Annotated in this window: 25 protein-coding genes and 1 pseudogene; 13 read left to right on the forward strand and 13 right to left on the reverse strand. The window is 70.2% G+C overall.

Annotated elements, in window-relative coordinates; genetic code table 11:
- Positions 1-774, forward strand: coding sequence for a class I SAM-dependent methyltransferase (locus H4N64_RS24905; RefSeq protein WP_186284697.1), 774 nt, complete (start codon positions 1-3; stop codon positions 772-774).
- A gap of 78 nt (positions 775-852) precedes the next feature.
- Here the strand turns inward: H4N64_RS24905 and H4N64_RS24910 are convergent, their stop codons facing one another.
- The 9 genes from H4N64_RS24910 to H4N64_RS24950 all read right to left on the reverse strand — a co-directional run bounded on the left by H4N64_RS24910 (position 853) and on the right by H4N64_RS24950 (position 10,872).
- Complete coding sequence (locus tag H4N64_RS24910; protein WP_186284638.1) at positions 853-1,725, reverse strand: anchored repeat-type ABC transporter permease subunit; 873 nt, start codon at positions 1,723-1,725, stop codon at positions 853-855.
- Complete coding sequence (locus H4N64_RS24915; RefSeq protein ID WP_186284639.1) at positions 1,722-2,465, reverse strand: anchored repeat-type ABC transporter ATP-binding subunit; 744 nt, start codon at positions 2,463-2,465, stop codon at positions 1,722-1,724. Before H4N64_RS24915 ends, H4N64_RS24910 begins: the two co-directional genes overlap by 4 nt.
- Entirely contained in the window at positions 2,458-3,999 is a 1,542-nt protein-coding gene (locus H4N64_RS24920) for a TIGR03773 family transporter-associated surface protein (RefSeq protein WP_186284640.1), read from the reverse strand. Before H4N64_RS24920 ends, H4N64_RS24915 begins: the two co-directional genes overlap by 8 nt.
- The gene (locus tag H4N64_RS24925) at positions 3,999-5,531 is read right to left on the reverse strand and encodes an anchored repeat ABC transporter, substrate-binding protein (RefSeq protein WP_186284641.1); all 1,533 of its coding nucleotides are present in this window, start codon (positions 5,529-5,531) and stop codon (positions 3,999-4,001) included. Before H4N64_RS24925 ends, H4N64_RS24920 begins: the two co-directional genes overlap by 1 nt.
- 86 nt (positions 5,532-5,617) lie before the next feature.
- Positions 5,618-7,288 carry a choice-of-anchor M domain-containing protein gene (locus tag H4N64_RS24930; protein ID WP_186284642.1) on the reverse strand — a complete coding sequence of 557 codons (1,671 nt, stop codon included), beginning with the start codon at positions 7,286-7,288 and terminating at the stop codon, positions 5,618-5,620.
- Positions 7,285-7,929 carry a choice-of-anchor M domain-containing protein gene (locus H4N64_RS24935; RefSeq protein WP_186284643.1) on the reverse strand — a complete coding sequence of 215 codons (645 nt, stop codon included), beginning with the start codon at positions 7,927-7,929 and terminating at the stop codon, positions 7,285-7,287. The genes H4N64_RS24930 and H4N64_RS24935 overlap by 4 nt, the downstream gene beginning before the upstream one ends.
- Before the next feature lie 239 nt (positions 7,930-8,168).
- Positions 8,169-9,050 (reverse strand): metal ABC transporter permease, encoded by an 882-nt coding sequence (locus H4N64_RS24940; RefSeq protein ID WP_186284644.1) that lies wholly within the window; start codon positions 9,048-9,050, stop codon positions 8,169-8,171.
- Positions 9,047-9,910, reverse strand: coding sequence for a metal ABC transporter ATP-binding protein (locus tag H4N64_RS24945; protein WP_222109378.1), 864 nt, complete (start codon positions 9,908-9,910; stop codon positions 9,047-9,049). The genes H4N64_RS24940 and H4N64_RS24945 overlap by 4 nt, the downstream gene beginning before the upstream one ends.
- 20 nt (positions 9,911-9,930) lie before the next feature.
- Positions 9,931-10,872 carry a metal ABC transporter substrate-binding protein gene (locus tag H4N64_RS24950; protein ID WP_186284645.1) on the reverse strand — a complete coding sequence of 314 codons (942 nt, stop codon included), beginning with the start codon at positions 10,870-10,872 and terminating at the stop codon, positions 9,931-9,933.
- 246 nt (positions 10,873-11,118) lie between these two features.
- Here H4N64_RS24950 and H4N64_RS24955 point away from each other — a divergent pair, with 246 nt between their 5' ends.
- The 12 genes and pseudogenes from H4N64_RS24955 (at position 11,119) to H4N64_RS25005 (ending at position 18,778) form a co-directional block, all read left to right on the forward strand.
- Positions 11,119-11,433, forward strand: a complete 315-nt coding sequence (locus H4N64_RS24955) for a DUF1490 family protein (protein WP_260859955.1) — start codon at positions 11,119-11,121, stop codon at positions 11,431-11,433.
- 210 nt (positions 11,434-11,643) lie between these two features.
- Positions 11,644-13,674 carry a heavy metal translocating P-type ATPase gene (locus tag H4N64_RS24960; RefSeq protein ID WP_336246798.1) on the forward strand — a complete coding sequence of 677 codons (2,031 nt, stop codon included), beginning with the start codon at positions 11,644-11,646 and terminating at the stop codon, positions 13,672-13,674.
- Between the two features lie 287 nt (positions 13,675-13,961).
- Positions 13,962-14,372 carry a transcriptional repressor gene (locus H4N64_RS24965; protein ID WP_186284646.1) on the forward strand — a complete coding sequence of 137 codons (411 nt, stop codon included), beginning with the start codon at positions 13,962-13,964 and terminating at the stop codon, positions 14,370-14,372.
- A gap of 14 nt (positions 14,373-14,386) precedes the next feature.
- A complete protein-coding gene (locus H4N64_RS24970; protein ID WP_186284647.1) occupies positions 14,387-14,668 on the forward strand; it encodes a hypothetical protein in 282 nt (93 codons plus the stop codon).
- Between the two features lie 5 nt (positions 14,669-14,673).
- A pseudogene (locus H4N64_RS45490) lies at positions 14,674-15,203 on the forward strand (CobW family GTP-binding protein); the annotation flags it as partial.
- Between the two features lie 102 nt (positions 15,204-15,305).
- Positions 15,306-15,695, forward strand: a complete 390-nt coding sequence (locus tag H4N64_RS46430; protein WP_336246801.1) for a GTP-binding protein — start codon at positions 15,306-15,308, stop codon at positions 15,693-15,695.
- The gene (locus H4N64_RS24980) at positions 15,692-16,735 is read left to right on the forward strand and encodes a WD40 repeat domain-containing protein (protein WP_186284648.1); all 1,044 of its coding nucleotides are present in this window, start codon (positions 15,692-15,694) and stop codon (positions 16,733-16,735) included. Before H4N64_RS46430 ends, H4N64_RS24980 begins: the two co-directional genes overlap by 4 nt.
- The gene (locus H4N64_RS24985; RefSeq protein ID WP_418896292.1) at positions 16,732-17,169 is read left to right on the forward strand and encodes a (2Fe-2S) ferredoxin domain-containing protein; all 438 of its coding nucleotides are present in this window, start codon (positions 16,732-16,734) and stop codon (positions 17,167-17,169) included. The genes H4N64_RS24980 and H4N64_RS24985 overlap by 4 nt, the downstream gene beginning before the upstream one ends.
- 22 nt (positions 17,170-17,191) lie before the next feature.
- Positions 17,192-17,533 carry a metalloregulator ArsR/SmtB family transcription factor gene (locus H4N64_RS45500; RefSeq protein ID WP_186284701.1) on the forward strand — a complete coding sequence of 114 codons (342 nt, stop codon included), beginning with the start codon at positions 17,192-17,194 and terminating at the stop codon, positions 17,531-17,533.
- Positions 17,534-17,699: 166 nt separating this feature from the next.
- Positions 17,700-18,002: a hypothetical protein gene (locus H4N64_RS24995; RefSeq protein WP_186284649.1), complete on the forward strand. Its 303-nt coding sequence runs from the start codon at positions 17,700-17,702 to the stop codon at positions 18,000-18,002.
- Positions 18,003-18,072: 70 nt separating this feature from the next.
- Complete coding sequence (locus tag H4N64_RS25000) at positions 18,073-18,387, forward strand: ArsR/SmtB family transcription factor (RefSeq protein ID WP_186284650.1); 315 nt, start codon at positions 18,073-18,075, stop codon at positions 18,385-18,387.
- A gap of 94 nt (positions 18,388-18,481) precedes the next feature.
- Positions 18,482-18,778: a histidine phosphatase family protein gene (locus H4N64_RS25005; RefSeq protein WP_186284651.1), complete on the forward strand. Its 297-nt coding sequence runs from the start codon at positions 18,482-18,484 to the stop codon at positions 18,776-18,778.
- A gap of 235 nt (positions 18,779-19,013) precedes the next feature.
- Here the strand turns inward: H4N64_RS25005 and H4N64_RS25010 are convergent, their stop codons facing one another.
- From H4N64_RS25010 to chrA, 4 genes are all read right to left on the reverse strand, one after another.
- Complete coding sequence (locus H4N64_RS25010; protein WP_186284652.1) at positions 19,014-21,509, reverse strand: 3-keto-alpha-glucoside-1,2-lyase-like domain-containing protein; 2,496 nt, start codon at positions 21,507-21,509, stop codon at positions 19,014-19,016.
- 216 nt (positions 21,510-21,725) lie between these two features.
- On the reverse strand, positions 21,726-22,508 hold the full coding sequence (locus tag H4N64_RS25015) for an ABC transporter permease (RefSeq protein WP_186284653.1): 783 nt from the start codon (positions 22,506-22,508) through the stop codon (positions 21,726-21,728).
- Positions 22,505-23,197 (reverse strand): ATP-binding cassette domain-containing protein, encoded by a 693-nt coding sequence (locus H4N64_RS25020; protein ID WP_186284654.1) that lies wholly within the window; start codon positions 23,195-23,197, stop codon positions 22,505-22,507. Before H4N64_RS25020 ends, H4N64_RS25015 begins: the two co-directional genes overlap by 4 nt.
- Positions 23,198-23,200: 3 nt before the next feature.
- Positions 23,201-24,604, reverse strand: coding sequence for a chromate efflux transporter (gene chrA / locus H4N64_RS25025; RefSeq protein WP_186284655.1), 1,404 nt, complete (start codon positions 24,602-24,604; stop codon positions 23,201-23,203).
- Between the last annotated feature and the right edge of the window lie 45 nt (positions 24,605-24,649).

A 24,649-nucleotide genomic window follows, 5' to 3' on the forward strand; every position in this document is an offset into this window, starting at 1 on the left:
ATGGGGCTGAGCATGGCGACGGCCGAGATGTGGGTGGAACGCTGGGAGCGCCGGCAGCAGCGGTACGCCGTCGGCCGCGAGGAGCGGTTCACGGTGATCGCCGATGTGGTAGAGCACATCACCGCTGACCGGGCGGACAAGCCTCTCGTGCTCGACCTCGGCTGCGGTCCCGGATCCCTGGCGGCACGGCTGGCCCGGCGGCTTCCGGACGCGGAGATCGTGGCGGTGGACATGGACCCGCTGCTGCTGGAGCTGGCCCGCACCCAGCACGGCTCTGCCGCCCGTTACGTCGAGGCGGTCGTCGGCGAGCCCGGCTGGATCCAGGCTCTGGGTCTGGACCGCCCGCTGGACGCGGCCGTCTCCACGACCGGGCTGCACTACCTCACTCCGGACGTCCTGCGCCACACGTATGAACAACTCGCCGCGCTGCTGCGCCCCGGCGGCGTCCTGGTCAACGGAGATCATCTTGCGCCGGAGGGCAGCCCCGAGGCCGCCGGGCTCGTCGCCCACATCGGACGCCGCCAGGCCGAGCGGCAGCAGGTGTTCGCCCACGAGGACTGGGACTCCTGGTGGGCGGCCGTGGCCGACGAGCCGGAGCTGACCGACCTCCTCGCCGAACGCCGCCGCCGACAGCCACGCAACGGCACGAAGACTGGAACCGGCCCGGGCCTGCCGCTGTCCGCGCATGTACGGCTGCTGCGGCAGGCTGGGTTCACGCATGCCGGTCCGGTCTGGCAGTACGGCAACAGTTACGTCGTGGTGGCCACCCGTTAGGCGAAGCACTTCCACGGCACTCGCGTCCGGTGAACGCGACGGCCGGCCCCCGTGATGCGTGGGCCGACCGTCGGAGTGTCACCGTCCGGCGGGCAGGGGGGCGGCGCCGTCCGGGCGTCGGACGAGCTTCGCCAGGAGCCCATGCCGGGGTGCCAGGCACCAGGTGAGGAAGAACAGACCGGTGAGCACCACTACCACGGAGCCGCCCGCGGCGAGGTCGTAGGCGTACGACACGTACAGGCCCGCGACGCTGCCCGCGCAGCCGATGAGCGATGCCAGCAGGGTCATCGCCCACAGCCGTTCGGTGAGCATGCGGGCGGTGGCGGCGGGGGTGATGAGCAGGGCGAGGACGAGGATGTTGCCGACTGCTTCCAGGGACATCACGATCGTCGTGGTGACGACGACGTAGAGCGCCAGGTCAAGGCGGAATACCGGCAGGCCCGTGGCGCGTGCCGTTTCGCGGTCGAGACTGACGGCGACCAATTCCTTGCCGATCGCCAGCACCACGAGGACGAGTACGGCACCGATGGCGGCCACGGTCCATACGTCCGTCGTACTCACCGCCAGAACCTGTCCGAACAGGAAGGAGGACAAGTCCGTCGTCCAGCTGTCCCTGGTGGAGACCAGGACGATGCCGAGGCCGAAGGCGAAGGCGAAGAAGACGCCGATGACGGTGTCCTCCTTCAGCCGCCGGTTCTGGGAGACGAAGGCGATCAACACTGCGGTGGTGATGCCGGCCGCGGCGCCGCCGAGCAGGAGGTTGCCCTCGAAGGCGTAGGCGAGCGCGACGCCCGGGAAGGCCGAGTGGGCGACCGCGTCACCGATGAACGCCATGCCGCGCAGCACGACGTACACGCCGACGACGCCGCACACCAGGCCGATGATCGCGGCGACGGTGAACGCCCTTTGCATGAAGGGCAGTTGCCACGGGTCGGTGAGGAACTCGATCACGCTACGGCTCCGATCGCGCGGTCGAGGCCGAAGGCCCGCAGCATCTGGTCGGGGTCGGCGAGGATGTCGGGGCCGCCCTCGGCGACGACCGTGCGGTTGATCAGCGCCACCCGGTGGCAGGTGCGGGCGGCGGCCGCCAGGTCGTGGGTGGTCATCAGCAACGCCCTGCCCTCCGTGGCCAGTCGGCCGAACAGCTCGTTCAGGAGGTCCTGGGTGGGGACGTCGACTCCGGTGAACGGCTCGTCGAGGAGCAGGATGCGCGGGCCTGCGGCCAGGGCGCGGGCCACCAGGACCCGCTGCCGCTGGCCGCCGGACAGCTCGCCGATCGGGCGCCGACGCAGGTCGGCGAGCCCAGTCAGCTCCAGTGCCTCGTCCACCGCGGCCCGGTCGGCCGCGCCCGGGCGGCGCAGCCAGCCCATCTGCCGGGTACGGCCGGTGAGGACGGCGCCCGCGATGTCGATGGGGAAGTCCCAGGCGAACTCGTGCCGTTGCGGCACGTACCCGATGCTCCGCCCGCCGCGCCGCCCGGTCCGGCCTTCGACGGCCACATCTCCGCCAGCCAGCGGAACGAGCCCGAGCACGGCGCGCAGGAGGGTCGTCTTGCCGGCGCCGTTCGGGCCGATGAGGCCGACCAGCTCGCCTGCGTCGACGGTCAGGTCGGCCTTCTCCAGGGCCGTACGTCCGCCGAGGACGACGGTCGCACCGGCGACCCGCAGCAGCGGGTCCGCGCTGTCAGCCACGTGCGGTCCTCCTGCGCCGGGCGGCCAGGAAGGCCACGGCTCCCACTGCGGTGAGCGCGGCAGCGGCCGAGCCCAGGAGGACGGGCTGACCGGCGCCGGTGGAGGCCATCGAGCCGTCGGTGTCGTCGGTCGAAGAGCCGCCCGTGGAGCCGGAGTCGGTGGCGGAGCCTGGCGTGTCCGAAGAAGAGGAGCCGGACGTCCCGGAGGTTCCCTTCCCCGAGCCGTCACCTGGCGTCACGGTGCCGGGGTCGGTGTCGCCGACCGCGAACGTCACCGTCTCCGTGTCGGAGACCTTTGTGCCGTTCGCCAGCGTGCCGCTCATCTTGAAGGTGAGCCGGTACGTCCCCTGCTTGGTGAACGCCCATCCGCCGTGTGCGTGCGTGTTGGCGGGCACGTCGAAGGAGTCCGGTACCCCGTCCTTGCTGTTGAACAGGACGTTCGCGCCCGACATCGCGTCGTACGTGTAGAGGGCGTAGGTCCCCGGACCGTCGACCTTGGTGAGTGAGAACTCCACGCCTGACTTGGTCACCCCGGCCTTGATGTTGTCCGTCGACCAGCCGGGCCACAGCAGCCCCTCTTGCTGCACCTGATCGAGCAGCCACACCGGGTCGCCTTCCTTGCCGAGGAATGCGAAGTCGTCGCCTGCCGGGAGGGTGTTCTTCGCCGCGGGCTTGACGTGCAGCACCACGGAGGAGGGCTCGCGCCAGGTGGTCTTCCCGGAGACGGTGCCGTCCTTGAGGTGGATCTGCAGCTTGTTGTCGACGACGCGGGCGGCGAAGTCGACATGACCCTCGTCGAGGACCTTCCTGTCGGACACCACATCGGCGGATGCCGTGGTGGCGGCGAGGGCGGTGCGTCGCTCGGCCTCGGCCACCTGGGTAACAGCCTTCCCGGCCGCCGGCATCGGCTGCGCCTCCTTGGAGGCTTCCCCGGTGGGAGTCTCCTCGGCGACCGGCTCCTCGGCGACCGTGTCCTCTCCGTCCGCTGTGTCCCCGACCAGCACCGTGTACACGGTCCCGACGGACAGTTCCCGCCCGTCCGCGGCCGTGGCCTCGGCGGTGAGGATGACCCGGTACGTGCCGTCCTGGCTGAACTCCCAGCGGGTGCCGCCCACTTGGCCCACCGGCAGCTCGCGCTCGTCACGTACATCGTCCGCACTGTCGAACAGCAGCGCGTCCTCGGCGCCGCCGCGTTCCCGCCCGTCCTCGGCCGAGTACACCTTGAGGTCACCGGGACCGTCGAGCCCGGTCAGCGACCACCGCACGGTGTCTCCGGTCACCGTGCCCTCGGGTACGCCGGTGGTGTCCCACCCGGGTGCCGAGGCGTCTGCCACGCCCGCGCCGCCGACCTCGATCACATGGGCGCCCTCGGCCGGATCGAGGGTCAGCATCCCCTCCGCATAAGCGATACGGCCGAGTCCGGGCCCTCCCGCCCGCGTCGTACCGTCGTCGGCGAGGGCGACGCCGCCCCCGGCCAGGGTGGCCGCGAGCACGACCGCCACGGCGACCCGCTGAACCCTTCGCATGCCCCTCATCAGGCGTCCTCCCTCAGGCACTTGGCGAGCTCGGTCGCGTTGTGCCGCATCATCGATACGTAGTCGTGGACCTCGTCGTCGAACGAGTCGCCGTAGATCGTGCAGATCCCGACCCCCTCGTCCTCGGCGACCCGGCGCAGCACGTCGGCCCGCGCCGCGAGGTTCGGTTCCAGGAACACCGACGGGACCTTCTTCTCCCGGATGGTGTCGCCGAGTTCCTCCACCTCGGCCGCGCTCGGCTCCTGGTTGGGCACGGGCACGACGAAGCCCGCGACCTCCATGCCGTACGCCTTGGCGAGATACCCGAAGGCGTCGTGGGTGGTAATCAGCTTGCGGTTCTGCTCCGGCACGGTGGCGAGCTTCTTGGCGACCTCCTCGTCCAGGGCGCCGAGGGTCTTCAGATAGGCGGCGGCGTTCTTTTCGTACGTCGCCTTCCCGTCCGGGTCCGCCTTGATCAGCTCGGCCTCGATCCGCCGGACGTACGCCGCCGCGTTGGCGACGTCCGCCCAGGCGTGCGGGTCCATGTCGCCGTGCACGTGCTTGCCGATGACGGCCTGCGGCAGTACCCACAGCTCGTCGCCCGCCTCGCCGAGGAAGGAGTACGGCTTCTCCTTCGGCACGGTCTCCTTGGCCCGGTCAGGCACATTGAGCACCACGTCATCGGCTGCGAGCCGCGCCGGTTCGCCGCTGGTGTCGTCGTCGGCGCGGACGTACACCTTCCCGGTCTCGGCGTTGAGCGCGACATCGGCGTGCCCGCCGTCGAGCACGGTTGCCCCCGCGGGCACCTCTGCGTCGTCGCCGACGGTGAAGGTGAAGGTGCCGCTGCCGATGTCCTCGGTCTTCCCGTCGAGGGTCTCGGTCCGCCCCTCGACAGTCAGCCAGTACGTTCCGGGCTCGCTGAACGCCCAGTTGACGTGCGTGTGCGCCTCGGGCGGCAGGGTGAAGGAGTCGGCGCCGTCGAGGCCGTCGGCGGAGTCGATGTACACCTGAGGCTTGCCGAGCGTGTCGGTGAGATACACGCACAGCTCGCCGGGCCCTTCCAGCTTCGTGGCCGTCGTACGGACCTGGGAGCCGTCTCCGGCGACCTCGCCCTCTACGGCCCAGCCGAGCCACAGCACGTCCAGCCCGAGGTCCTCCTCCAGCTTGATCACCGTGCCGCCGTACTGCTCCAGCTTCTCGGCGATCTCGATCTTCGGGACGGACTTACGGGCGTTGCTGTGGACCATCTTCATGATCCCGGGCTCTTCGAGCAGCAGCCCGTTGCTGAACACGACGTCGGCCTTGGCGACCTTGGCCGCGTCGCCGGGGCTGGGCTCGTAGGAGTGCGGGTCGCCGTGGTGCGGCACGATCGAGGTGACGTCGACGCGGTCGCCGCCGACCTGCTCGACAAGGTCGGCGATGATCCCGGTGGTCGTCGACACCGTCAACTCCGCATCGGACGATCCGGTTTGAAGTCCGCTGCACCCGGAGAGCAGGGCGCTCGCCGCGACCAGCGCGACGGTGGCGGTGGTACGTCTGGGGTGGCCCCGCATGGGGCTCCTCCTTCTCTCGAACACGACAATGCCGCGTACGACGGACCGGGTGGCTGCCATGCGCCGGTCCGTCGTACGCGGAGCTTTCACTGAGCGGTACGGCGACGTCGTACGAACAACACCGCACCGCCACCCACCAGCAGGGCGGTCACCGCGATGCCCGCGATCACACCGACCTGCGCGCCGGTGGAGGCGAGGCCGCCGGTCGCCGAGGTTCCGCTGGTGCTGCCCCTGCCGCCCGTCGACGAACTTCCGCCGGTACCAGACGAGCCGGAGCCCGGGTCGGTTGCCGGGGCCGAGGCGCTCGGCGAGTCGGACGCGGACTCCGACGGGGACGCGGTCGCGGTCGGCGTCGCGGAGGCCGATTCCGACGGGGTGGCCGTCGGCTCGTCCCCCTCACCCGGCGGCACGGTCGACGGATCCACGTCGTCCCCGACCACCCAGGCGATGGTCTCCGTGTCACTGACCTTCGTGCCGTCGGCGAGAGTCGTGCTGACCGTGAAGGTGGTGCGGTAGACGCCCTCGGCACCGAACACCCAGTCGAAGTGGCTGTGCGTGCCCGCACCCAGGGTGTGGGCGTCGGGCAGACCGTCACCACTGTTGAGCGAGACGACCGGGACGCCCATCGCGCCGTTGTGGAACATCGCGATGTTTCCGGGGCCCTGCACGGAGTCCAGCCGGAAGGAGACGCGGCCGTCGAGGTCGGCCTTGGCGAACTCCGTGGTGTTCCAGCCCGGCCACACGATGCCGGCGTTTTGCTGCAGCGGCAGCCACCACACCGCGTCACCCGGCGTGCCGAGGAACTCGTACCCCTCCGGGATCTTCCGTTTGGCCGCGGGCCGTACATGCATGACGACCTTGCCCGGCTCGTACCACTTGTGGTTGAGCTCGGTGCCCTCCTTGATCTGGAACTCCAGGTCGCCGTCTGCCGGACGTGCCGCGAGGTCGACGTGACCCTCGGCGATGACGTGTGCCGCCGGAGCGGTGGGCGACGGGCTCGCGGTCGCCGAGCCGGTCGGCGAATCGGTCGGGGAAGCCGTCGGAGTGGAGCCGTCACCGGGCAGGACGGTCGACGGGTCGACGTCGTCGCCCACCACTACGGCCAGTGTCTCGGTGTCCGACGAGCCGCCGCTCGTCACGGTGAAGGTGAGCCGGTAGACGCCCTCCGCGGTGAACTGCCAGATGGGCAGCAGCCGTTCCTCGTCGCCCGGCAGAGTGAAGGTGCGCTGAACGGAGGCCGAGCTGCCGAGATAGGCGGTCGCCGGAGCATTGGCGTTGTCCATCTCGCGGGTGTACAGGGCCAGACCGAAGTCTCCGGGACCTTCGTACCCGGACAGCGTGACCTCGGTGGCGCCTCCCGCCGCGGAGCCGTTCCAGCCCGGCTCGGGCGCGAAGATGTTCTCCGCCTCCCAGCCATTGAGCTGCCAGGAGTCCATGTTCGTCGTGCCGAGAGCCGTGGCCACCGGGTCAGCGGTGTACTGCAGGGAGGACGCCGGGGCGTGCAGCACGAGCTGGGACGGCTCGCGCACGACCGTCGTGTCGCCACTGCGGTCGTCGATCTGCAACTCCAGCTTCCCGTCGACCAGTCGGGGCGTGACATCGAGCTCGCCGTCGTCCAGGACGACGGCACCGCCGGCGGCGCGGGCGTTCCCGCTGCCGCCGGCGACCAGCCCTGCCGCGCCCAGGAGCACCGCGGTCGCCGCGATGAGCGCCGCACTTGTGACGGCGCGTCTGTCGCGCGTCAGGGCCCGGATCATGAGGTGACGTTGAAGGTGAAGGTCTCGGTGGCGGACTCCGTCACACCGCCGACCGTGCCCCGGACGCGAAACGTGAGCTGGTAGGTGCCGGCCTCTTCGAAGGCCCAGTTGGCGTGGTTGTGCGTGCCGACAGCGAAGGTCCTGGACTTGAAGCTGGTCGTGCTGGTGTCACTGTCGAACCAGCGGGCGCAGCTGCCCGCGTAGATGCTGAAGTCCTCGGTGGCGGCACCGTTGCGGGTGGCGCTGACCAGGGTGTACGTGACGTTGTTGTTGGCGAAGACCCCGGTGGTGAGGTGCTCGGTGGAGATGCCCGGGAAGAGCACCCCGGCGGCGTCGGCCTCGACCTCGGTGTCCGGCAGCAGCCAGACCTGGCTGCCGGAGCCGAGGAAGCCGCAGCCCGGGTTGGCTACCTTCGCGGCCGCCGGCACCGAGAAGGTCACATCGACCGGGTCGTACTCGGTGTTCGTCTCCTCGTCGTGGACGTGCAGGTGCAGGTCGGCGCCGTCCCACTCGGCGTCGAGGACGTCGACGTGTCCGCTGCTCAGGGTGGTGGCGGCAAAGGCGGAAGTGTTGAGACCGGCCGTGGCGAGCGCGGCGGCGGCGATGCCGGTGACGGTCAGCAGGCGTCTGCGGGTACGCAAGAGAAACCCCCATGGGTCATGTTCATGCCCCCTCGGGCACGTACAAGATGATAATCATTTTCATAAAGGGCTGGCAATGGGATTGCCGTGATGTCTGGAGGCATGGACGGCGGCGAGTGACGCAGGGGCGCTGTAGGTGGGCCCTCGACCGGATGCGGGGCCGAGGACGCAGGTGTTCGGCGGCACCCTCACTGCTGACGAGGGAGATCAGATGCCAGAAGGCAAGGCGCAAGTGCTGGTCAGCCGGGCTCGGGAACTGTTCGTCCGGTTCCCCACTGCCGGGTCCGGTACGTGCCCACCAGCCGGCAGGCGAGGTAGATCGAGAAGGAGATCGTGGTGACGTACGGGCTGATGGGGATGCTGCTGCCCAGGGCCAGCAGGATCCCGCCCTCGATCGAGGCCACGGCGAAGACGACGCTCAGCGCGGGCAGCAGTACCGGTGAGGCCGTGATGCGGGCCGCGGCGGCCGCCGGGGTGACAAGGAGGGTGAGGACCAGCAGCGCTCCGACGATCTGCACGGACAGCGCGACCGCGAGGCCCAGTACGAGCATGAAGGCGAACGACAGCCCGCGGACCGGCACACCTCGCGCCTCGGCCACGTCCGGGTCGGCGCTGGCGAAGGTGAGCGGCCGCCACATGACCGCCAGCGCCACGAGCACCACGGCCGAGGTGCCGAGCAGCCAGGACATCTGCGGGGTGTCGACGGCGACGATCTGCCCGGTGAGGATGCCGAACTTGTTCGCCGCGCGGCCCTTGTACAGGGCAAGGAACAGTACGCCCAGTCCCAGGCCGAAGGGCATGAGGGTGCCGATCACCGAGTTTCGGTCCCGGGCGCGCGAGCCGAGCACACCGATCGCCCCGGCCGCGATCAATGACCCGACAATCGAGCCGCCCACGATGTTCACGCCCAGCAGCAGCGCGGCCGAGGCGCCAGCGAACGACAGCTCACTGATCCCGTGCACCGCGAACGGCAGGTCCCGCCTGATCACGAAGACCCCCACCAGACCGCCGACCAGGCCGAGCGCGGCGCCGGCGATCAGGGAGTTGCGGACGAGGGCGAGCAGTTCGCCGTAGTTGTCGAAGCTGAAGATCTGCTGCCAGATCCCGTCGGCGATCGTCATGGCCGTACTCCGTGCGGCAGTTCGGGGTGATGCGGCGGCTCGGCCACCTCGTCGGGCACGCCCACGACCGTGATCCGGCCCCGGACACGGACGACGTCGACCTGCGTGCCGTACAACTGGGACATCGCCTCGGAGGTCAGTACCTCGTCCGGAGTACCGACCCGGTAGCTCCCGCGGGCGAGGTACAGCACGCGGTCCACGAGCCCCAGGACGGGATTGATCTCGTGGGTCACGAAGACCACGGCTGTGTTGTGCGAGCGGCGCCGGGCGTCCACCAGTTCCGTCACAGCCCGCTGGTGGTGCAGGTCGAGGGAGAGCAGCGGCTCGTCGCAGAGCAGGATCCGCGGGTCGGTCGCCATTGCCTGCCCGACACGCACGCGCTGCTGCTCGCCGCCGGAGAGCAGACCGACCGGGACGTCCGCGTACGCGGCGGCACCCACCGACTCCAGGACCTCATCCACCCGGCGGCGTACGGCGGCCGTGCGCAGTCGGGGTCCGAAGCCGTGGCCGTCGATGCCGAAGCGGACCAGGTCCCGGGCGCGCAGCATCGCGTGCTCGGACAGCGTCGCCTGCTGCGGGATATAGCCGATGTGCCGACTGCCCTTGCTCGGCGGACGGCCCAGAACCGTCAGCGTGCCCGCGGACAGCGGCCGTTGCCCCAGCAGAGCACGTACGAAGCTGGTCTTGCCGGATCCGTTGGGGCCGAGCACGGCCAGGAACTCACCCGGACGTACGTCGAGGTCGAGGTCCTGCCACAGCACGCGCTCGCCGTAGGCCAGGGCCGCGCCGCGCAGGCTGATCACCGCGGCGTCCGCGCCACGGTCCGGGTCCTCGGTCCTGCTCTCGCGGGCGCGGGGCAAGGAGGCCACGGTGGGCTACCTCACTTGTCCAGCGCGCTCGCGAGCGCGTCGACGTTGGCGGTCATCCAGCCGAGGTAGTCCTTGCCCTCAGGCAGCGTCTCAGTCACGGCAACGACGGGAATTCCGGCGCCCTCGGCCGCCTGCTCGACCTTCTCGGTCTGCGGACCGGAGGTCTGCTCGTTGTAGACCAGCGCCTTGACCTTCTTGCCGGTGAACAGCGCCAGCGTCTCTTGCAGGGTCCTCGGAGAGACGTCGTCGCCTTCCTCGATGGCCTCGCTGAACTCCTCGGGCGTCGCATTCTCGAGCCCGCTCGCCTCGACCATGTACAGCGGCACGGGCTCGGTGATGGCCACTTCCTCGCCGCCGTGGTCGGTCTTGATCCGGGCTTCCTTCTCCTCCAGCGGTTTCAGCTTCGCCTTGAAGTCGTCCGCGTTCTTGGTGAAGGTGGCGGCGTCGTCCGGGTCGGCCTTGCCCAGGGCGGCGGCGATGCTGTCCGCCACCTTGCTGATCGTGGGGAAGTCGTACCAGACATGCTCGTTGAGCTCCCCGCCTGCCGGGGCGGTCTTACCGGAGACCTTGACCGCGTTGATCACCTCGGCGGAGGAGTTGTCGCTGCTCTTCAGCATGCGGTCGATGAAGTCGTCGTAGCCACCGCCGTTTTCGACGACGACCTTGGCCTTGGACAGCGCCAACTGGTTCTGGGTGTTGGCCTCGTAGGAGTGCGGGTCCTGGTCGGGGTCACTGATGATCGACGTGACCTTCACCTTCCCGCCGCCTATCTGCTCGACGATGTCGCCGTAGACGTTCGTCGAGGCCACCACCGGGATGGCGGACGAGGAAGTGGGGCCCTGCGAGGCATCGGTGCCGCTCGCGGAGTCGGACGAGTTACCGCAGCCGGCCAGGAAGAGCAGGGAGGCGCTGGTTATCAGCGGCGCCAGACGTCGGGACGAGGACGCACGCATGGAGGATCCCTCCGCAGCAAGGTGAGTTGTCCGCCGAGCTCAGCCTGTCCCGGCTTCGGCACACGGATATCAAGACCATCTTTCGGTCATCCGATATGGAAATCCTTACCAAGAACTTAACTCGCGTCGGCGCGGCCTGCGCGGCCACGGGCGTGGTTCAGAACGACTGGTGCGCGATGTTTGCCACGGGGCGAGAATGGACTTACCGCGTCGAAGACGGTCGAAGCCGTTCCGCGGAAGGAGACCATGATGCATCCCGCCGCTTTTGCGGGTGCGGTCGTGGGCCGCATCACGCATTACGCCCTGTCCGGAACCGCCGGCGTACTGGTCCTGCGGGGAGTCGCCAAGGCCGCGCCCAAGGCGAAACCCGCGGCCCGCAGGCTTCTGGTCAGCGGCATCGCCGGCGGCATCACCACGGGACGATGGCTCGGAGAGGCTACCGAGGAGGCCCGCCTGAGGGCAGGAGACCTGCTGGCGGAGGCCCGGGAGCAGATGGGTGAGGAGGCGCCGCCGCCCTCGGCGGTCGGTGTCGAGGGGCACGACCACGACCACGAGCACTGAGAGGCGAATGGCCATGTCCGGCCCGTCCGCACCCGGCGGCGTTCCCGTACCCGGCCTCGGCTCCGCCCCCGCTCGTCCGCCGTCGCGGGCCGCATACGGCTGACGGTTCCCTGGCTGCGGGCCCGGCCCGGTTGCGCCGGGCTCGTCGACGAGCGGTTCACCGACCTGCCGGGCTTTCGGGCACTGCGCATCTTCCCGCGCACCGGTGCCGTGATCGTCTGGGTACGGCCCGACCTCCTTGACATCGACCGGCTGGTCGCCGCCCTGGAGGAAGCGCCGCCGCCAGGGGTGCCCGCCCGGGCCAGCCGGTCCGTACCCGACTCCTCCACTGGCGAGGTCGCGCGGCTGGTGGTCGGCGGGGCGGTGCTCGCCCTGGTGGGCCTGCGACGCCTGCTCGGCCGGCCTCCGTGGACCCCGGCGGGCTCGGCAGGATTCCTCGGAGCGGTCACCGTCTTCACCGGGCTGCCCTTCTTCCGCGGCGCCGCACGCACCCTCGGCGGCAGACGCCACGCCGGCACCGACCTGCTGGTGACCACGGCGACCGTGATCTCCCTCGTGCTGCGCGAGAACGTGGTCGCGCTCATGGTGCTGTGGCTGCTCAACATCGGTGAGTTCCTGCAGGCCATCACCCTGCGGCGAACCCGGCGCGCCATCGAGGAGTTGCTCTCCATCGGCGAGGAGCGGGTCTGGCTGGTCCGCGACGGCGTGGAGGTGGAGGTCGACCTCACGGAGGTCAGGGCCGGGGACGTGGTCGCGGTCTACGAACACCACCGCATCCCCGTCGACGGCACCGCCGAGTCCGGCGAGGCACTGGTCGACCAGGCGGCCATCACCGGCGAGGCGCTCCCGGTGTACGTGCAGCCCGGCAGCGAGGTGTACGCGGGCACCCTCGTCTCCACCGGCTCCCTGACCGTGCGGGCCACCTCGGTCGGGCAGGACACGGTCGTCGGGCGGATCATCAGCCGGGTCGAGGAGGCGCAGGCCGACCGGGCTCCGATCCAGACCGTCGCCGCCGCCTTCACCCGCCGCTTCGTGCCCGTCTCGTTCGCCCTCGCCGGGGTCACGTACGTGCTGACCCGGGACGCGCGTCGGGCGATGACGATGCTGCTGATCGCCTGCCCGTGTGCCGCGGGCCTGGCCACCCCGACCGCGATCAGCGCGGCCATCGGCAACGGCGCCCGCCGCGGCACCCTCATCAAGGGCGGCACCCACCTCGAAGGCATCGGCCGCGTCACCGCCGTCGTCTTCGACAAGACCGGCACCCTCACCCTCGGCCGCCCCCTCGTCACCAGCGTGGTGACCCTCGACGAGACGGTCACCGCCGACCAGGTGCTGAGCCTCGCGGCCTCCGGCGAACTGCACGCACGCCACCCGCTCGCCGAAGCCATCGTCCGGCGCACCGAGGAACAGCACCTGCACATCCCCATCCACCAAGCCTGCGAGGTCGTCCTCGGCATGGGCGTACGCGCCGAACTCGACGGCAGCCGCCTGCTGGTGGGAAGCCCCGCCCTGCTGCGCCGCCACGGCCTGGAACTCTCCGAGGTCGCCCGGGACTGGACGAGCCGCCTGCGCGCCGCTGGCGAGACCGTCATCTGCCTCGCCCACGATGACAGGCTGATCGGCATGCTCGGCCTGTCCGACGCCGTACGCGGCGGAGCCGACACCGTCGTCCGCCAGCTGACCGACCTCGGCGTCACCCGCATCGTGCTGCTCACCGGCGACGCACCCGAGACCGCCCAGGCCGTCGCCGACACCCTCGGCATCACCGAGGTCCACGCCCACGCACTGCCCGAGGCCAAACTCCAGCTGATACGCGACCTCCAGACAGACGGCCACAGCGTCGCCATGGTCGGCGACGGCACCAACGACGCCCCCGCCCTGGCGCTCGCCGACGTCGGCATCGTCATGGGCGCCCACTCCTCCCACGTCGCCCTGGAGACCGCCGACATCGCCCTGGCCGGAAACGACCTGCGTAACGTCGCCGCCGCCGTCGAACTCAGCCGGCACACCCTGCGCGTCGTACGGCAGAACTACACCCTCTCCATCGGCGTCAACCTCGCCGGCCTCATCGCCGGCGCCGGCGGCTCCATCAACCCCGTCCTGGCCGCCCTGCTCCACAACACCAGCAGCATCGCCGTGGTCGCCAACTCCGCCCGACTCGTAAGACACACCCCCCACCTGCCGAGCGACACCACCGCGCGACTGCGGGCCGCACCACTGGAGGAACGGCGCGTGCGCTGATCCGAGCACGCCCTCGGCCCGACGAGCCCATCCGCAGGATGGACAACCTGCACTCCGACACCGGCTACCCGTCGAAGCCCCCCACCGGACCGGCCCCCTCCGTGTCGCGGACAGCCGACGCCTTCCCCCCTCGTCGGCCTGAGTTTCGCTGCCCCTCCCCGGAACCACCCCCTCGGTCAGGCGGCCCTACTCGCATCCCCACCCACACATGAGCTATCGTTCATATGGATATGGGTTTCATTTTCATCTAGCCTGGATTTGGTGCGGCACTAGGGGGTGAACGTGGTGTGAGCGACCTGACGACCCAACAGCGGCCCACCCGGCAGCGCTCGGCCCTTCTGGAAGCTCTTGCGAACTGTCACGACTTCATCTCCGCGCAGGATCTGCACGCGCGCATGACCGCCGAAGGCACACGGATCGGCCTGACCACCGTGTACCGAGGACTGCGTGACCTGGAGGCCGCGGACGCGGTCGATGTCATCCAAGCCAGCGCCGGTGAACGGCTTTACAGATGGCGGCCCGGCGACAGCCACCGCCACTACCTGATCTGTCGCGCCTGCGGCAGCAGCCGGCCGGTGGACTCCGAGGTCGTCGAGGAGTGGGCCGGACGGATCGCCTCCGACTCCGGATTCGCCGCGGTGGAGCACACCGTCGAACTCACCGGCGTCTGCGCCGGATGCCAACCCGCCACCGAGTGAGGAGAACTGCCGCCATGCCCCTGGGATTCGGGCCGGGAAACCCCGCCGCACCAAGCCCGCACCTGCGCGAGCTGAAGGAAACCGTGCGCACCCTGCTGGACCTCGACGACGACACCGCCGTCATGATCCGCCAACTCGCCTGCACCGAACCGGGCTGCCCGCCCCTGGAGACGGTCGTCGCCGTCCTGCCGATGAACGGGCCGGCCCGCCGCTGGACCCTGCACCAACCCACCGACAAAGTCACCGAGGACGACCTCAAGTCCGCCCTGCTCACCTCCGCACCCGAAGGAGCCTGACCCCGATGACGACAACCGAAGCAACCGCGACGGACGCGCCTCGCGACGAGCGAGTACCCGTCACCGTCCTGACCGGCTTCCTCGGCTCGGGCAAGACCACCCTCCTCAACCGCATCCTCACCGAGCACCACGGGATGCGGATCGCCGTCATCGAGAACGAGTTCGGCGAGATCGGCATCGACGACGCCCTCGTCCTCGACGCCGAAGAAGAGATCTTCGAGATGAACAACGGCTGCATCTGCTGCACCGTCTCATCCGCATCCTGGGCGCCCTGATGCGCCGCCGGGAGAAGTTCGACCACATCCTCATCGAGACCACCGGCCTGGCCGACCCCGCCCCCGTCGCACAGACCTTCTTCATGGACGACGAGATCGCCGCTCAACTGCGCCTGGACGCCATCATCACCCTCGTCGACGCCGCTCATGTGCTGCAGCACCTCAACGAGGTGAAGCCGGAGGGTGTGGAGAACGAGGCGGTCGAGCAGATCGCCTTCGCCGACCGAATCGTGCTCAACAAGACCGACCTGGTGGACGAGACCACCATCGCCGAGGTCGAGGCACGCGTGAAGGCCATCAATGCACCCGTGCAGATCCTGCGCGCCCGCAACGCCGAGGTCGACCTGAAGCAGATCCTCGACGTGGGCGCCTTCGACCTCGACCGGGTCCTCAAAGACGACCCGTCCTTCCTCACCGAGACCGAGCACCAGCACGACACCACCGTCACCTCCGTCGGCATCGAACTCGACGGCGAGGTCGACGACGCCCGCCTCAATGCCTGGCTGGGCAACCTGCTGCGCACCAAGGGCGCCGACATCTTCCGCTCCAAGGGCATCCTCGCGATCGCCGGTTCGAGCAGGCAGTACGTCTTCCAGGGCGTCCACATGCTGCTGATGGGCGAGGAGGGTGCCCAGTGGCGAGCCGGCGAGCCGCACCGCAACCGGCTGGTCTTCATCGGCCGCAACCTCGACCGCGACGAGCTGGAGCGCGGCTTCGCCGACTGCCTGGCCACGGCGGGAGCCGCCGCGTGAGCATCACCGCACCCGACCAGGCACTGACCGTCGCCTGGGAGATCACCATCGACGACGCACCCGTCGCGCTCAGCGCGCGCGGTGACCTGGTGGCCGTCGCCGGAGCCGAGGGCACGGTCCGCGTCCTCGATGCCGCGATGGGCGCCGAGATGGGAGCACTCGACCTGCCCGGCGGCGCCCTGAAAAGTCACCTGTCCCCCACCGCCCGGCACTTGGCGGTCACCGGGCCCATGGGGTACGCGCTGTGGCGGCGCTCGGACGGCCGCACCGTCGTACGCGAATCCGGCGCCTGGTCCTCCTCCGCCGCCTGGGCCAACGACGAACGGGTGGCCATCGCCTCCGGACGCACGGCGCTCGTACTCGACGCCGACGGCGAGGAGTTGTGGCGTACGGAACCTGCCGCGTCCACCGTCACCGACCTCGCCTGGCTGCGCCGGGGGCGGCGGCTGGCCGTGGCGGCATACGGGGCCGTGCGCGGCCACGAGAGGCACACCGCCCAGCCCGTCGTCACCTATCCCTACATCGGCTCGCACCTCGCGCTCGCCGTCGCCCCGACCGAGAAGTGGATCTGCAGCGGCAACCAGGACGCCTCCATCCACTGTGCCAAGCCTCCCCGCACCCGGGACGGCAGCGAACTGACCATGTCCGGCTACCCGGAGAAGGTCTCTCGCCTCGCCTTCGACGACACCGGCTTCTGGCTCGCCGCCGACGGCGCCCCCGACCTGACGGTCTGGGACTTCTCCGGCAAGGGTCCGGCCGGCACCGCGCCACGCCAGCTCCGCCGCCACGAGACGATCACCGCGCTCGCCTGGCGGCCCGGCCCTGCCGGGCACCTCGCCAGCGGCGGTCACGACGGCACGGTCGCACTGTGGTACGCCACCGCCGGACAGCCCGCCAACCGGCTGCGCCCGGTGCGCACGCTGCACGACGTCGACTCTGCCGTCGCCGCGCTGGCCTGGGCCGGACCGCACCTGCTGATCACCGCCCACCGCGACGGCCGCGTCCGGGCCTACGGCCTGCCCTCGCGGACGGCGCTGTGAACCGCCGTACGCCGCCGACCCCCACCTCCACTGCCCGTACGGTGTCGATCGGCGGCGCGGCCAACCGTCCGTGCACGCTGGTCGTCTGCCGGGGCTGCTGCTGCGGCAACCCCCGCAAGCACCCCGGCACCGACCACGCCTGGCAACTGGACCGGCTGCGCGCCGCCGCGGCCGAGCACGGCTTCCAGGTCCGTACGACGGACTGCCTCGGCCCCTGCGACCAGGCCAACGTCATCGTCGTCCAGCCCTCCGCCGCCGGACGCCGGGCCGGTGGCCGGGCGACCTGGATCGGCTTCGCCATGGACGACGACTGCACGGACGATGTCCTGCGTTGGGCGGCGGACGGCGGCCCCGGGATGGCGAAGCCCCCGGCCACACTGGAACTGCAGTTCATCCGCCCACCGCGCGAGGCCCGGCTCCGTGCACGCCGGTGAGCCGGTGCCTCCCGGCGACGCCGTGGGCGGCCGCGACGTCATCGCGGCCGCCCGCCTCGACGAGTCGACCGCCGTCTCGGTGGCCGCCACCCTCCAGGCACTGGCCACACCCTCCCGACTACTGATCCTCACCGCCCTGCGCCAGTCCGCGTACTCGGTCACCGAACTCGCCACCGCTGTGGGGATGGAGCAGTCCGCGGTCTCCCACCAACTGCGGCTGCTGCGCACCCTGGGCCTGGTCACCGGGCGGCGCGACGGCCGCCGTATCGTCTACCGCCTCTACGACGACCACGTCGCCCAACTCCTCGACCAGGCCGTCCACCACATCGAACACCTGCGGCTCGGCGTGCGGGATCCCGGCTGACGACCTGGTCGGCGACCGGCACGGCCCGGCCCACGGGGGGTCAACTGCGCCCACAGCGGGTGGACTTCCCTGAACATATGCGTGAATTGCCATATGTTAATGTGGCCACGCACTGCCTGCGGAGTACGAGCCGCAGGCGACCGGAGAGCACCACGAGGAGCACCACATGACCACCGCCACCGAGCACCGCAGGCACGACGACCACACGCACACCCACGGCGAGGGCTGCGGCCACGTCGCCATCCCGCACGGCGACCACACCGACTACGCGCACGACGGCCACCTCCACAAGGCTCACGAAGGCCACGTCGACGAGTGCGCAAGCGCCGGCCACACCACCCACGAGGGCCACGACCACCAGCACGGCCAGGGCTGCGGGCATGTGGCCGTGCCGCACGAGGACCACGTGGACTACGTGCACGACGGCCACCGTCACGCTGCGCACGACGGCCACTGGGACGACCACTGACCCGGACCAGCGCCCGGCAACTTGAGCCGGACCTGGAATCATTGTCACTTGCTAATGTATGTATGTGGCAATGACACCTCCCTCCCCGACAGCTCCGGCGGACGAACCGCTACGTGCCCTGGAGGCCGCCAGTGACCTGCTGAAGGCGCTGGCCTCCCCCGTCCGTCTCGGCATCGTGCGCGAGCTGTCCGAGGGCGGAAAGTACGTCCACGAACTGGTCACCGCCCTCGGGGTGAGCCAGCCGCTGGTCTCGCAGCACCTGCGGATCCTGCGCAACTCCCGCATCGTGACGACCCGCCGCCAGGCCCGCGAGATCCGATACCACCTCACCGACGAACACATCGCCCACATCGTGCTGGACGCCATCCGGCACGCACAGGAGTAGTCCGGCGCCGTCGCGAGCAGGACGGCACCGGACTTCGGCTCGCGCGGACTGCGGCCGGCACACTCACCGCTGTGGACCGGGCCTTGCCCTGTGGATGGCGGATCCGGCGTCCGCGCCGCACGGTGGGGAGTCGGTACGGGACTTCTGCGACCGGATTGTCGAGTCGGCCGAGCGGCTTGCGGGCCGGACTGTCGTCGTGGTGGATCCTGAGGCCGTACGGGCCGCGGTGGTGCGGGCTCTCGGGGCGCCGGAGTCGGCCTTCTGGCGGATCGACGTGCCACCGCTGACCTCGACGGAGTTCAGCGGACGGTCCGGGCGCTGGAACCTGCGGATCGGGCAGCCGCTCGGTGGGGCGCAGTCCGGGACCGGGCGGCTACCCGAGCCGTCGTAGCCCAGGGCGGGCACGCTGCGCCGGGACCTCCACCCGCACGCCGCGGCCTGGTGGCTGATGTCCCTGCTGCACGCCCGTACCTTCCGGGCGGCGTTCATGCCCGAACAGGCGGAGCTGGAGGGTCAGTTGGTGGCCATGACGTTGGACGCGCTGACCGATTCCTGAGCCGATGCCGCCGCGTGGCCCCGCCAGGTCGTCGCCCGGCGGGGACACGCTTCTGCTCAGAGCCGCTTGATCACAGTTCCTTGATCCTGATGTTCCTGAACCCGACCATCCCGGTGTGGGCCTGCAGTCCGATGTAGCCCGATGCCGGGTCGGCGTTCGCGGGCTTGCCGCGCCAGGGATCGGTGTTGGTGAACACCGTGGTCTGAGCGCCGTTCATCCGCACCGTGTAGGTGTCGCCGCGGACCTCGATCTCGCAGTCCGTCCAGTGGCCGGGCACCAGCGCGGCGGGCCGCTGGTAGGACTGGCCTCCGGGGACGCCTCCGGTGTCGATGTCGTAGATCGCGCCGGTGCGATGCTTGTCCAGTCCGTCGGGTGCCGCGGTGTCGTCGATCTGGATCTCGAAGCCGGTGTGGACGGCGACCCATGCCTGGTTCACGTACGCGTGCAGCTTGGTCGGGTCGGTCCGGTCGGGGACGGGGCGGCGGGGGTCCCGGGAGCGTACGAAGATCCCGGAGTTGTCCTGGACGGATCCGGCACGGAGTTGCAGGCGCAGGATGAAGTCGCTGAAGGACTGGCGGGCGTAGTAGAGCAGTCCGAGTTCGCCGCCGACCGGCTGGGGGACGATCGCCCCGTCGATCAGGGCGAAGGCGCCGCCGCCGACACCGCGCCAGAGGCTGAAGGACTTGTCGGTGCCGTCGAAGAGGTACCGGAACTCGGCCTCCGGGGCCGGGGGCAGAGGCTGGGGCACGAGGTGGTCGCCGGTGCGCCGGGCGAGGGCGACGCCCGACAGCATGGGATTCGGCGAGCCGATGGTGGGGAGCACGGCGGGACCGACGGCGTGCAGGTTGTCGCTCTCGTGCAGGCGGCCCCAGACGTCCGTGACCGAGGAGGACGGGTCCTCGCCCATCCACAGCGTGCCGCTCTCGTGGTGGGTGGAGGAGAGGGTGTCACGGCGGGCGTTCGGGCCGGGCGGGGTGTTCTGCCAGCCGCCGCTGCCCAGGTACTGGATCGGTCCGCCGTTCGCGAGCATCAGCGCGATCTCGTCGGTGGCCTGGTCCATGGCCTCCCACAGCGCCAGGTTGCGACCGGCCGGGTCGGCCGGATCCTGCGCCTCCAGCCGGACCAGCGCCCTGGGCTGCCCGTAGTCGAACGGGCCCTGCGGGCCCTGGTGGTCCAGCGCGATCCGGTTGCGGGGGTCGGCCGAGGTCTTGTCGCCGGTCATTTCGCCGATGCCGCGCAGGGTGACGACAACCCATTCGTCGGTCAGATCGCGGAAGCGGTCGAGGGTGTCGAGGTCGGGGATCTTCTTGAACAACTCGGCTTCGGAGTCGATGCCCATCGCGCCCACGCCGGAGGCGGTGATCTGGAGGTGGAAGTGCCCGGTGCTGTGGTCGGTGTGGGTGTGGACGCCCTTGACGAACAGCGTGGAGACGGCCAGCTCCTGGATGCCCGCGAGGGCCTTGCCCAGGGAGGCGCGGGGCAGCCGGATCGTGAGGTTGGAGCGCATGTGCGCCATGAGGTTGCGGCCGATCAGACCGTGTGCGTTGGGGAGGGTGGCCAGGGCGAGCCGGGTGCTCTCCACCGTCCCGCAGGCGAGGAAGACGTGCCCGCCGGCGGGGACGTCGACCGTGCCCTTGTTGGTGACCACCTTGGTGATGTGTCCGCCCTGGCGCTCCAGCCTGATGACCTTGGTGTTGTCGACGAGCATCAGGCGCTTCTTCACGTCCCGCTCGGCGGGCCCGCCCACCACGCTCTGCTCGGCCTCCGTCTGGGCCAGCCGGGCCGCGCGGATCAGCAACTGGATCCCGTTGAACTTGTTGAACGGGAAGAACCCCGGGCGTGGGGACGCCGACTGCACGGCCAGCGGGGCGTCGAGTTCCCGCAGCAGCTGCTCCTTCGGCTGGGTCGCGGTCATCGGCGTACCCCGGTTGCCGACGAGAGCGGTCTGGCCTGCGCCGGCACGGGAGCGCAGGCCATCGTACAGCCTGCTGCGCAGGGCCTCGTGGAGCGGGCCGTAGACGAAGTCGTTGGTCTGGCTCGTGCCGATCTGCTCGGCGGCCGCATCCAGGTAGGAACGTGTGGGGTTGTGGGCCGGTACGGCCGGGGTGGTGAGGTCGTCGGTGACGGCCTTGGGCCAGCCGTCCAGTTCGGTGTCGATGAAGTACGGCGACCAGCCGCCCCAGAACAACGACCGTCCGCCCGGACAGAACGCGAGGCCGGGGAATCGCTGATTCCACGTCTGTGGGCTGTCGGAATTCCAGGGAACGCCCCAGACTTCTCCAGGATTCAACTGAGGTGGAAGATTCTGCGTGTGTTCCGGGAGGACCATGGGTCCGGCTTCCAGAACAAGGGTTCGGTGGGTGCGGGAGGTGTCGTTGAAGAAGAGATGACTTGCGAGCACGGCGCCGAAACTGCCACCGCCCAGCACGATCAGGTCGAAGGGTCGCGCATCCGCATGCTTGGCCGTATCAGTGCTGGCCAGAGCCTCGTCGAGGCCGTTGCAGACGTATCGGCCCATCACATCCAGGGAGAAGTCGGTGGGCTGTGGAGCAACGCTGGTCGCCATGATCGATCCCTTCTGTTCGCGGGCAGCATTTTTTACCGGCGGAAGAGTCGCTGGAGCCATGGTCACTGCAGGACTTTCGCCATCCTTATGCGGGAATGGCGCTCAACGACGCGCCTGGCCCATCGGTTTAATCCTCAAAGTGGGGGCCGTCAACGATTCGGAGGAACTGCAAGGGAGCATTCCTCAACGCACATGAAAAAAGCTACACGGAAGCCGTCAGATCGGCGACTGATCGGGGAGCGGGCGCAAGCGGTGGGCCTCGTCGAAGAGGACCCGTTCGGTCAGGCGGGCCGCGGTCAGCACGGCGAGGGCCGAGGCGGCCAGCAGCATGTACATCACGACGATCTGGTAGCGAATCGCCGTGAACGGGTCGACTCCGGCCAGGATGAGACCCGTCATCGCGCCGGGCAGGCTGATCAGGCCGACGGTCTTGGTGGAGTCGATCACGGGGATGAGCGCGGTGCGCAGCGCTGACCGCAGGTGCGGGGCGAAGGCGTCGGCGGCGGACAGACCGAGCGCGAGACGTGCCTCGACCTGGAGCCGCGCGGTACGGGCCTCGTCCCGCAGCCGTATCAGGACCACGGCGGTGAACTGCATCGCACCGGAAACCACCATGCCGCCCGCGGGGATGACGACCCTGGGCCGGGCCTCGATCACCTCCAGGACGAGGAGCACCCCCAGCGTGGCCGCGGTACCGACCGCGACGGCCGTGGTGGCGGTGACAGTCGCGCCCGGGAGGCCGCGGGCGCGGCGGCCGGCGACCTGCCCGGCGATGAGCGTCATCGCGGCGAGCCATCCGAAGGCGCCGACCAGTCCGGTGTGCTTGAAGACCACCAGCAAAATCGCCCCGACCGCGGCCAGTTGGAGCCCGGCGCGTACGGCCGCGAAGGTGATCTCGCGCCCCAGCCGCAGGCGACGGCGCCAGGCCACGACCACGGTGAGCGCGACGAGGGACACCGAGGCGAGCACCCCCGCCCAGCCGGGTACTGCCGCGTTCACACCCCCTCCTGGAGAGAGGCGATCCGGTCAGCGGTGCCGGAAGCGATCAGCCGTCCGTCCTCCAGCACGAGGACCTGGTCGGCGATCCGCCGCACCTGCGCAGCGTCGTGGCTGACGACGACCACGGTCATCCCGTCGGCCACAAGTTCACCGATCACTCTCTCCACCGCCTTCGTGGCATGCGCGTCCAGTGCGGAGGTGGGCTCGTCCACCAGCAGGACATGGGGCTCGACGGCCAAGGCCCGCGCCAGACACACCCGTTGCGCCTCACCACCCGAGAGACCGGACGTCGCCCGGCCGACCGCACCCGAGGGCAGACCCAGACGCCCGAGCAGTGCGGCTGCCGCGTCCTCGTCCAAGTCGGGGCGTCCGATCCGCAGTTCGTCCAGCACTCGGTCGGTGAGCACGACCGGCCGCTGCGCGACGAGCGCGACCTCGCGCCGAAGTGCGAGCACGTCCCAGGCCGGCAGCGGGCGCCCCTGATAGCTCACGGCCCCGGCGGTGGGCTCCTCAAAACGGTTCAGGAGCCGCAGCAGCGTGGATTTACCCGCCCCTGACGGCCCGACCAGCATCGTGCACGCACCGGCAGGCACCCGGCAGGTCACGCCGTCGAGCAACAGCGCGGAGGAGCGCCGTACGGTCACCCCCTCCAGGACGAGGACAGGGCTCGGCCCGCCGGAGATCGACACGGATCAGCTTCCGGTCAGCCCGGCCAGTGGGGCCACCAGGCCGAGGCCGGCGCACACGCCCAACGTGCGCAGAACGCTCCAGCGCACCCGGAAGATCAGAACGACGGCGACGAGCGCGATCCCGAGGGCAACGGGACGGAAGGTCGCGAGATCCGGCACTGCGAGGTGCAGGAGGCCGAACGTGCGGTCGTCCACAGTGGTGAAGAGGGTGTGCTCGGCGAAGTAGAGCGCGAGGTTGGCGATGACACCGACGACGGCCGCGGTGATGCCGCTCAGTACGGCGGAGACGTGCTTGTTGCCGCGCAGACGCTCGATGTACGGGGCGCCGAGGAAGATGAACAGGAAGCACGGCACGAAGGTGACCCAGGTGGTCAACAGCGCGCCGAGCAGAGCGGCCGCCCACGGGTCGAGGGAACCCGCGTCCCGGTAGGCACCGAGGAACGCGACGAACTGCACCACCATGATCAGCGGCCCCGGCGTGGTCTCGGCCAGCGCCAGTCCACGCACCATCTCCCCCGCGCTCAGCCAGCCGTACGTCTGCACGGCCTGCTGGGCGACGTAGGCGAGGACGGCGTAGGCGCCGCCGAAGGTGACGAGCGCGGTGCCGGAGAAGAACAAGCCCTGGGTGGTGAAGACACTCCCAGTGCCGGTGAGGGCCGCGACGGCAGCCACCGGGAGGCCCCACAACAGCAGGCCGACCAGCAGGATCCGCGCTGTACGGCGGCGGCTCGGGCGCTCATGGTGCAGCGCGTCATCGGGGATCAGTGGGGCTGGTCCGCCGTCTCCCGAACCGTGCGCGGCGGGCTTGAAGACGCCGGGCGCCCAACGGGCGATCAGCCATCCGGCCACCCCAGCGACGGCGATCACGACAGGGAACGGCACCTGGAACAGAGCCAGCGCGGCGAAGGACGCCACCGCGAGACCGACCAGCAGCGGGTGCGTGAGCGAACGGCGGCCGACCCGCCACACGGCCTGCGCGACGATGGCCACCACGGCAGGAGCGAGCCCGGCGAACAGCCCGGTGACCGCCACGGTCGTACCGAAGCCGACGTATAGCGCGGACAGCGCGAGCAACGCCACGACGCCCGGCAGCACGAACAGGGTGCCGGCGGCCAGACCGCCCCGGGTGCCGTTGAGCAACCAGCCGGTGTAGATGGCCAGTTGCTGGGCCTCAGGGCCGGGCAGCAGCATGCAGTAGCTCAGGGCGTGGTTGAAGCGCTGCTGGCCGATCCAGCGCTTCTCCTCCACGAGGGCCCGCTGCATGACGGCGATCTGACCGGCCGGGCCGCCGAAAGTCTGCAGCGAGATCGCGAACCAGGTCCGCAGGGCCTCACGGAACGGTATGAGATCGCCCCGGTCGGGCTCGGTCTGCACCTGCTGCGAGGCCGGGCGATCGGTGGCGGTCATCCGCTGGGGGCTCCGTCCCTGAGTGCACGAGTGGCTTGCGAAAGT

This window comes from Streptomyces cupreus, assembly GCF_014257025.1.
Taxonomy (GTDB): Bacteria; Actinomycetota; Actinomycetes; order Streptomycetales; family Streptomycetaceae; genus Streptomyces; species Streptomyces cupreus.

Excerpts from the sequence above, each read along its gene's own strand:
- H4N64_RS24905 (WP_186284697.1), top strand. The coding sequence starts at position 1 with ATGGGGCTGAGCATGGCGACGGCCGAGATGTGGGTGGAACGCTGGGAG.
- H4N64_RS24920 (WP_186284640.1), bottom strand. The coding sequence starts at position 3,999 with ATGAGGGGCATGCGAAGGGTTCAGCGGGTCGCCGTGGCGGTCGTGCTC.
- H4N64_RS24925 (WP_186284641.1), bottom strand. The coding sequence starts at position 5,531 with ATGCGGGGCCACCCCAGACGTACCACCGCCACCGTCGCGCTGGTCGCG.
- H4N64_RS24930 (WP_186284642.1), bottom strand. The coding sequence starts at position 7,288 with ATGATCCGGGCCCTGACGCGCGACAGACGCGCCGTCACAAGTGCGGCG.
- H4N64_RS24940 (WP_186284644.1), bottom strand. The coding sequence starts at position 9,050 with ATGACGATCGCCGACGGGATCTGGCAGCAGATCTTCAGCTTCGACAAC.
- H4N64_RS24950 (WP_186284645.1), bottom strand. The coding sequence starts at position 10,872 with ATGCGTGCGTCCTCGTCCCGACGTCTGGCGCCGCTGATAACCAGCGCC.
- H4N64_RS24955 (WP_260859955.1), top strand. The coding sequence starts at position 11,119 with ATGATGCATCCCGCCGCTTTTGCGGGTGCGGTCGTGGGCCGCATCACG.
- H4N64_RS24970 (WP_186284647.1), top strand. The coding sequence starts at position 14,387 with ATGCCCCTGGGATTCGGGCCGGGAAACCCCGCCGCACCAAGCCCGCAC.
- H4N64_RS24995 (WP_186284649.1), top strand. The coding sequence starts at position 17,700 with ATGACCACCGCCACCGAGCACCGCAGGCACGACGACCACACGCACACC.
- H4N64_RS25000 (WP_186284650.1), top strand. The coding sequence starts at position 18,073 with ATGACACCTCCCTCCCCGACAGCTCCGGCGGACGAACCGCTACGTGCC.
- H4N64_RS25005 (WP_186284651.1), top strand. The coding sequence starts at position 18,482 with ATGGCGGATCCGGCGTCCGCGCCGCACGGTGGGGAGTCGGTACGGGAC.
- H4N64_RS25010 (WP_186284652.1), bottom strand. The coding sequence starts at position 21,509 with ATGGCGACCAGCGTTGCTCCACAGCCCACCGACTTCTCCCTGGATGTG.
- chrA (WP_186284655.1), bottom strand. The coding sequence starts at position 24,604 with ATGACCGCCACCGATCGCCCGGCCTCGCAGCAGGTGCAGACCGAGCCC.